This is a genomic window from Galactobacter valiniphilus (genome assembly GCF_003575975.1).
GTDB classification, from domain to species: domain Bacteria; phylum Actinomycetota; class Actinomycetes; order Actinomycetales; family Micrococcaceae; genus Galactobacter; species Galactobacter valiniphilus.
On sequence record NZ_QQXK01000016.1, the window covers coordinates 75,048 to 81,189 of the forward strand.

Consider the following 6,142-nt stretch of genomic DNA (forward strand, 5'->3'; position numbering starts at 1 on the left):
CGCCCGCCACGGCCCAACAACGCGGTGGCCCGCCCCGAGCGAACTCGGGGCGGGCCACCGGTGCGGGGTGAGCCGCGCTTACTTCTTGTCGAGGTCGCTGAACGCGTCCAGATCGAGCGCCTGGTTGGAGATGACGCCCGTGACGGGCTGGTTCTCGTCGAAGCCGGCGACCTGCTTGGTGAAGCCGCGGGTGATGTAGAGCAGGTAGAGGAAGCCGAGTCCGGACCAGATGAGGCCGCCGAGGAGGGCGTGCCCATCCAGGTTGAGCCACAGCATGATCGTCAGGGCCAGGCCGATGCCCGGCAGCACCAGGTAGGTGAAGATGTCGGCCGGGGTGTGGCGGCGGTTGCGGCGGATCGCGAAGTAGGCGATGACCGAGATGTTCACGAAGCTGAAGGCGATGAGCGCGCCGTAGTTGATGTACGCGGCGATCTGCTCCAGCGTGAACGCCATGGCCAGGAGGCTGACGGCGCCGGTGAGCACGATGTTGAAGGTCGGGGTGTGGGTCTTGGGGTTGATGTAGCCGAAGACCTTGCGCGGCAGGACGGAGTTGCGGCCCATGACCAGCAGCATGCGGGAGACCGAGGCGTGCGAGGCGAGGCCGGAGGCCAGGGTCGCGCAGAAGCCGGCCGCGGTGAGCACGGCCTGGAGCACGGGGCCGCCGACCTGCAGGCCGATCTCGGGGAGCGTGGAGTCCTCGATGGCCTCCTGCGGGAAGACCGTGGAATCCGGGAAGCGCCACTGCGTGAAGTAGGCGGCGATGAGGAAGATCGCGCCGCCGATGAGCACGGTGAACATGATCGCCTTGGGCATGATGCTCGGGTGCTTGGCCTCCTCTGCGTACATCGTCACGGCGTCGAAGCCGATGAAGGAGAAGCAGACGATGGTGGCGCCGGCGAGCACGGTGCCGAAGTCGACGTCGGCGTGGAGGAAGGGATGCAGCGGGGAGACGCCCGGGGCGGCGCCGCCGGTGAGCTGGGCGATGACCATCGCTACAAACACGATCATGACGATGATCGAGAAGACGAGCAGCAGCATGTTCAGGTTCGAGGTACCGCGCATGGTCAGGTAGATGATGCCCGTGACGGCGATGCAGTAGATGACCACCCAGAGCCAGCCCGGCACATCCGGGAAGAGGGCCTCGAGGTAGCTGCGGATGATGAGGCAGTTCACCATCGGCAGGAGCATGTAGTCGATGAGCGAGGTCCAGCCGACCATGAAGCCCGCGTTGGGGTGCATCGACTCCTTGACGTAGGTGTACGCGGATCCGGCGCTTGGGATGGCCGAGGCCATGCGGCCGTAACTGATGGCCGTGAACAGCATCACCACGAGGGCCACGGTGTAGGCCAGGGGAACGACGTTGTTGGTCTCCTCGGCCACGAGGCCGAAGGTGTCGAACACGACGGTGGGGGTCATATAGCCGAGGCCGAGGCCGACGATGGCCCACAGCCCAAGATTGCGCTTGAGTGTGCCACCGCCGGAGGGGGTGATGTTGTTCATGGTCAGCACGTTCCTGTCCGGTCCGAGGCCGGGGAGGTATCCGCGACCCAAGGGGAGAAGCGGTCTCCGCCTGCGCGGCGACCAACAATGAGCGAGTGTGTGACCAATGTCATACCATGAGACTTGCCTGTAAATGAATGGTTTTCGCGGAAATTCACGGGGCCGAAACACCATCTCGACGGACACTTCCCGCAGGTCTTGCGGATTCAGTGGCGAATCAGCCCCGCCGCCACGCGCGTAGCCTGAGCGCATGGCAGCTGCCCTTTCCTCGACCCAGCGCGCGGTCCTCCTCGTGGCGATCCTGGCTTCCTTCGTCACCTCACTGGACAGCTCGGTGACGAACGTGGCGCTACCCGCCATCGCGCGGGACCTGGGCGGCGGCCTCGCCACCCAGCAGTGGACCGTCGACGCCTACCTCGTGACGCTCAGCGCGCTCATGCTCCTGGCCGGCTCGCTCGCCGACACCTACGGGCGCGTGCGGATCATGCGCTGGGGGCTGATCGGCTTCGGCGTCGCCTCGGTGGCGGTGGGCGCCGCGACGGGCCCCGAGATGATGGTGGCGGCCCGGGCACTGCAGGGAGCGACCGGCGCCTTCCTGCTGCCGAGCTCGCTGGCCCTCATCACCTCGCGCATTCAGGGCGAGGCGCAAGGTAAGGCGATCGGCATCTGGACCGCTGCCAGCACCGCCGCCATGATCGCCGGGCCGCTCCTGGGCGGCCTCTTCACCGACTACCTCTCGTGGCGCTGGGTGTTCCTCATCAACGTGGTGCCCATCGGCATCACGCTCTGGATGCTGCGCTCCGTGGGGCCGGACACCACCCCCGCCGCCGCCCAGCCAGTGGTCCCGGATCCCACGGCGGCCGTGGGCGCCGGGGTTTCCCTGCCCGACGACGCCGCTTCGCCGGCTTCCGGGGCGGGCGCGGCCCCGGCGCGGGACCGCGCCGCCGTGGACTGGCTCGGCGGGGCGCTCGTCGCGCTCTCCCTCGGGCTCGGGACCTTCGGCATCATCGAGGCGGAACGCTGGGGCTGGGGAAGCCCGGTCATCGCTGCAAGCCTCGCGGCCGCCGTCGTGCTCCTTGGCCTGTTCCTCTGGCGGCAGACACGCGTCAGCGCGCCAGTGCTGCCGCTCGCGCTGTTCAAGGTCCGCACCTTTTGGGTGGGCAACGTGGCGACCCTGCTGATCTACGCTGCCCTGGCCCTGCAGGGCTTTGTGATTGGCGTGTACCTGCAGGACCCGCGCGGGCCGGGCCTGAGCGCCACGGCCGCCGGCCTCGTGAGCCTGCCCATGACGATCCTCATGATCGTGCTCAGCTCGCGCATGGGAGCGCTCGCCGGCAAGCACGGTCCGCGCCTCTTCATGGGCGTGGGCCCCCTGCTGCTCGGCGCCGGCTGCCTGCTGCTGCTGGCGGTGGGCGCGCCCTTCAACTACTGGACGCAGGTGCTGCCGGGCGTGATCGTCATGGGGCTTGGCCTGTCCATCATGGTGGCGCCGCTGACCGCCGCGATCCTGGGTTCCATCGGTCCCGAGCGCGCGGGCATCGCCTCGGCCGTGAACAACGCCGTCTCCCGCGTGGCCGGGCTCGTGGCGGTGGCCCTCGTGTCCACGATCGTCGGCGGCACGCTGGACCTGGGCGGCTTCCATACGGCGCTCATCGTCTGCGCCGCGCTCTTCGCAGCCGGTGGAGTGGTCTCGCTGCTCGGGATCAGCAACGCCGAGGTGAAGGCCGGGGCGGCGGCAGACGCCGGGGCAGCGGCCTGAGCTCCAAGGCATTGCCGAGAAATATCCTGCGGGTTAGTGTCGCGGCAGCGAGGCAAGGCGCCCCGCCGCCCGCCCTCGCCTCCGCGTGACCGGGCCGCCGAGCGGAGGCTTCGTTGATCCCCACCGACCCGCATCCGGTTGCGCAGCAGGCGGCGACCGGCGCCCTTCCGCTGTAGGACAGGGTCGAGGAGCTGGTGATCGAGGCCCACGCTCGCTACCGAGACCACGCCGAGGGAAGCGTCGCCGATGACATCCCCGTGCTGGGACGCGCCGATCCCTCGCTCTTCGGGCTCGTGGTCACAGACGCCGCCGGCGGTTCGCACGTCGTGGGGGACGCCGACGTCGCCTTCCCCATCCAGTCGATCTCCAAGCTCTTTGTCTACGCCTTGGCGCTGGAACGGCACGGCCACGACCGCCTGCGCGAGGTGGTCGGCGTGAACAACACCGGCCTGCCCTTCAACTCCGTCATGGTCTTCGAACTCAACGCGGGCCACCCCATGAACCCCATGGTCAACGCCGGGGCCATCGCCACGACCGCGCTGCTCGGCGACGGCGACCCGGGCCGCAGCTGGGAGGCCCTGAGCGCCGGGCTCTCCCTCTTCGCGGGGCGCGAGCTGGAGGTGGACCGGGAGGTCTACGCCTCCGAGGCCGCGAGCAACGACCGCAACCTCGCGCTCGGCCGGGTCCTGCGCGGCTACGGTCGGCTCGAGGGGCCGAGCGATGAGCACGTCGACGCCTACACGCGCCAGTGCGCCCTCTCCGTCACGGCCAGGGACATCGCGCTCATGGGCGCCACGCTGGCCGACGGCGGCGTGAACCCGGTGACGGGCCTGCGCGTCGTGAGCGAGGAGGTGGCACGGGACGCGCTCTCCGTCGCGGCGGCCGCCGGGCTCTACGAGCGTTCGGGGGAGTGGCTCTTCGAGATCGGCCTGCCGGCCAAGTCGGGCGTGGCCGGCTGCATCGTGGCCGTGGCGCCAGGCAAGGGCGCCGTGGGGGCGTTCTCCCCTCCGCTTGACGCCGCGGGGAACTCGGTGCGCTCGCAGCTGGCCATCGGCTTCCTCTCCAGGGCCATGGGCCTGAATCTCTTCGCCTCCGCCGTCAACCAAACCCCGCGCACCCACCCCCCCAAGGACGCAGCATGAACCAGCACGCCCCGACCGCGGCCGCCGCCGCGCGGGAGACCCCCGAGCCCAAGGCCTCCTGGCTGCCCATGATGGCCCTGTTCATGGCGCAGGTCCTCATGTCCTTCAACGTCGCCGCACTGCCCGTCTCGCTCGGCGGCATGGTGGAGGACTTCGGCGTGGCCCCGACCGTCGCCAGCTCCACGATCGTGACGTACGGCCTCGTGGTGGCGGCGGTGGTCATGACCGGCTCCAAGCTGGGCCGGCGCATCGGCTGGGTGAAGATGTTCCGCACGGTCATGGCGCTGTTCATCGTCTCCTCGCTCGTGATGATCTTTGCGCCCAGCGCCGGCTGGGCCATCGCGGTCAGGGCCTCGCCGGCCTGAGCGCGGCCATCATCGTGCCGGCGCTCGTGGCCCTGATCGCCGAGAACTACCGCGGGGCGCAGCAGGCCACGGCGGTCGGTTCGCTCGGCTCGGCCCGCGCCTTCTCCGGCATGGCCGCCTTCCTCATCGGCGGCACGCTCGGAGCGTTTGTCGGCTGGCGGCCGGTGTTCATCGTCGTGCTCGTCATCGGCGTCATCGTCTTTGCCCTGAGCTTCACCCTGCGCGGGGACCGCGGGGACACGACCGTGACGATCGACGTGGTCGCCTCGCTGCTCATCGGAGCCTCGATCGTGTCCCTCACGCTCGGCTTCAACAACCTGAACGGCTGGGGTGCCATCGCCGCCACCGACGGGGCACCGTTCTCCGTGGCGGGCCTCTCGCCGGCGCCCGTGCTCGTGGTGATCGGCGTGATCCTCGGCCAGGCGTTCTTCAGCTGGACCAGGCGGCGCAGCGCGGCAGGCAAGGAGCCGCTCATCGACCTGAGCGTGCTCGGTTCACACCGCGAGCGCGCGGCGGTCTACGCCATGTTCATCGTGGTGGCCCTTGAGGCCTGCGTGAACTTCACGATCCCGCTCTACATCCAGATCGTCCAGGGGCGCACGCCCTTCGACACCTCGCTCGCCATGCTCCCGTTCAACCTGACGGTCTTTGTCACGGCGACGCTCGTGGTCCGCTTCTACAAGCGCTACCCGCCGCGCACTATCGGGGTCTTCGGCTTCATCCTCACCACCGTGGCGCTCGCGTGGTTCGCGCTCGTGGTCAACAACAACTGGGAGACGCTGCCGACCATCCTGGGGCTCGTGGTCTTTGGCGTGGGGCAGGGCGCCCTCGTGACCCTGGTCTTCAACGTGCTCGTCACGGCCGCCCCGCCGCGGCTGGCCGGCGACGTCGGCTCGCTGCGCGGCACCACGCAGAACCTCGCCTCCGCCGTGGGCACCGCCGTGGCCGGCGCCCTGCTGGTGGCGCTGCTCGGGGTCTCAGTGGCGACCTCCGTCGCCAAGACCCCCGACCTCCCGCCGGCGCTCGTGGCGCAGGTGGATCAGGGCAACGTGAACTTCATCAGCAACGACGAGCTCGGAGCCACGCTGCGCGAGAAGACCGACGCCACGGAGCAGCAGATCGCCGCCGCCGTCAAGATCAACGAGGACTCGCGGCTCGAGACCCTGCGCTGGGGCCTGCTGCTCCTGGCGGGTGTCAGCGCCGTGGCGGTCTTCCCTGCCTCGCGCCTGCCGCGCTACGTGCCGGAACAGATCCCGGACCCCTCGCCGGCCGGTGGGCCGGGCGGCGGGGACGACGACGCCTAGGGCGTGTTGCTAAACACGTTCGGGGGCCTTGTGAGCGAGTCTTGGATGTGTGTCGCGTGATGTGATCTCTGA

Annotated in this window: 5 protein-coding genes; 4 read left to right on the plus strand and 1 reads right to left on the minus strand. The window is 69.5% G+C overall.

Going from position 1 to position 6,142, the window contains the following annotated elements; all coding sequences use genetic code 11:
- Positions 1–78: 78 nt before the first annotated feature.
- A complete protein-coding gene (locus tag DWB68_RS09320) occupies positions 79–1,500 on the minus strand; it encodes an APC family permease (protein WP_119424867.1) in 1,422 nt (473 codons plus the stop codon).
- Between the two features lie 250 nt (positions 1,501–1,750).
- Here DWB68_RS09320 and DWB68_RS09325 point away from each other — a divergent pair, with 250 nt between their 5' ends.
- The 4 genes from DWB68_RS09325 (at position 1,751) to DWB68_RS09335 (ending at position 6,070) form a co-directional block, all read left to right on the plus strand.
- Positions 1,751–3,259 (plus strand): MFS transporter, encoded by a 1,509-nt coding sequence (locus tag DWB68_RS09325; RefSeq protein ID WP_119424868.1) that lies wholly within the window; start codon positions 1,751–1,753, stop codon positions 3,257–3,259.
- Positions 3,260–3,453: 194 nt separating this feature from the next.
- The gene (gene glsA / locus DWB68_RS09330; protein WP_233548704.1) at positions 3,454–4,401 is read left to right on the plus strand and encodes a glutaminase A; all 948 of its coding nucleotides are present in this window, start codon (positions 3,454–3,456) and stop codon (positions 4,399–4,401) included.
- Entirely contained in the window at positions 4,398–4,766 is a 369-nt protein-coding gene (locus DWB68_RS16685) for an MFS transporter (RefSeq protein ID WP_233548706.1), read from the plus strand. The genes glsA and DWB68_RS16685 overlap by 4 nt, the downstream gene beginning before the upstream one ends.
- Positions 4,767–4,792: 26 nt before the next feature.
- Positions 4,793–6,070 (plus strand): MFS transporter, encoded by a 1,278-nt coding sequence (locus tag DWB68_RS09335; RefSeq protein ID WP_233548707.1) that lies wholly within the window; start codon positions 4,793–4,795, stop codon positions 6,068–6,070.
- The last annotated feature ends 72 nt before the right edge of the window (positions 6,071–6,142 follow it).

What these genes read in the sequence shown, in the direction of transcription:
- DWB68_RS09325 (WP_119424868.1), top strand. Translation starts at nt 1,751, where the DNA reads ATGGCAGCTGCCCTTTCCTCGACCCAGCGCGCGGTCCTCCTCGTGGCG.
- DWB68_RS16685 (WP_233548706.1), top strand. Translation starts at nt 4,398, where the DNA reads ATGAACCAGCACGCCCCGACCGCGGCCGCCGCCGCGCGGGAGACCCCC.
- DWB68_RS09320 (WP_119424867.1), bottom strand. Translation starts at nt 1,500, where the DNA reads ATGAACAACATCACCCCCTCCGGCGGTGGCACACTCAAGCGCAATCTT.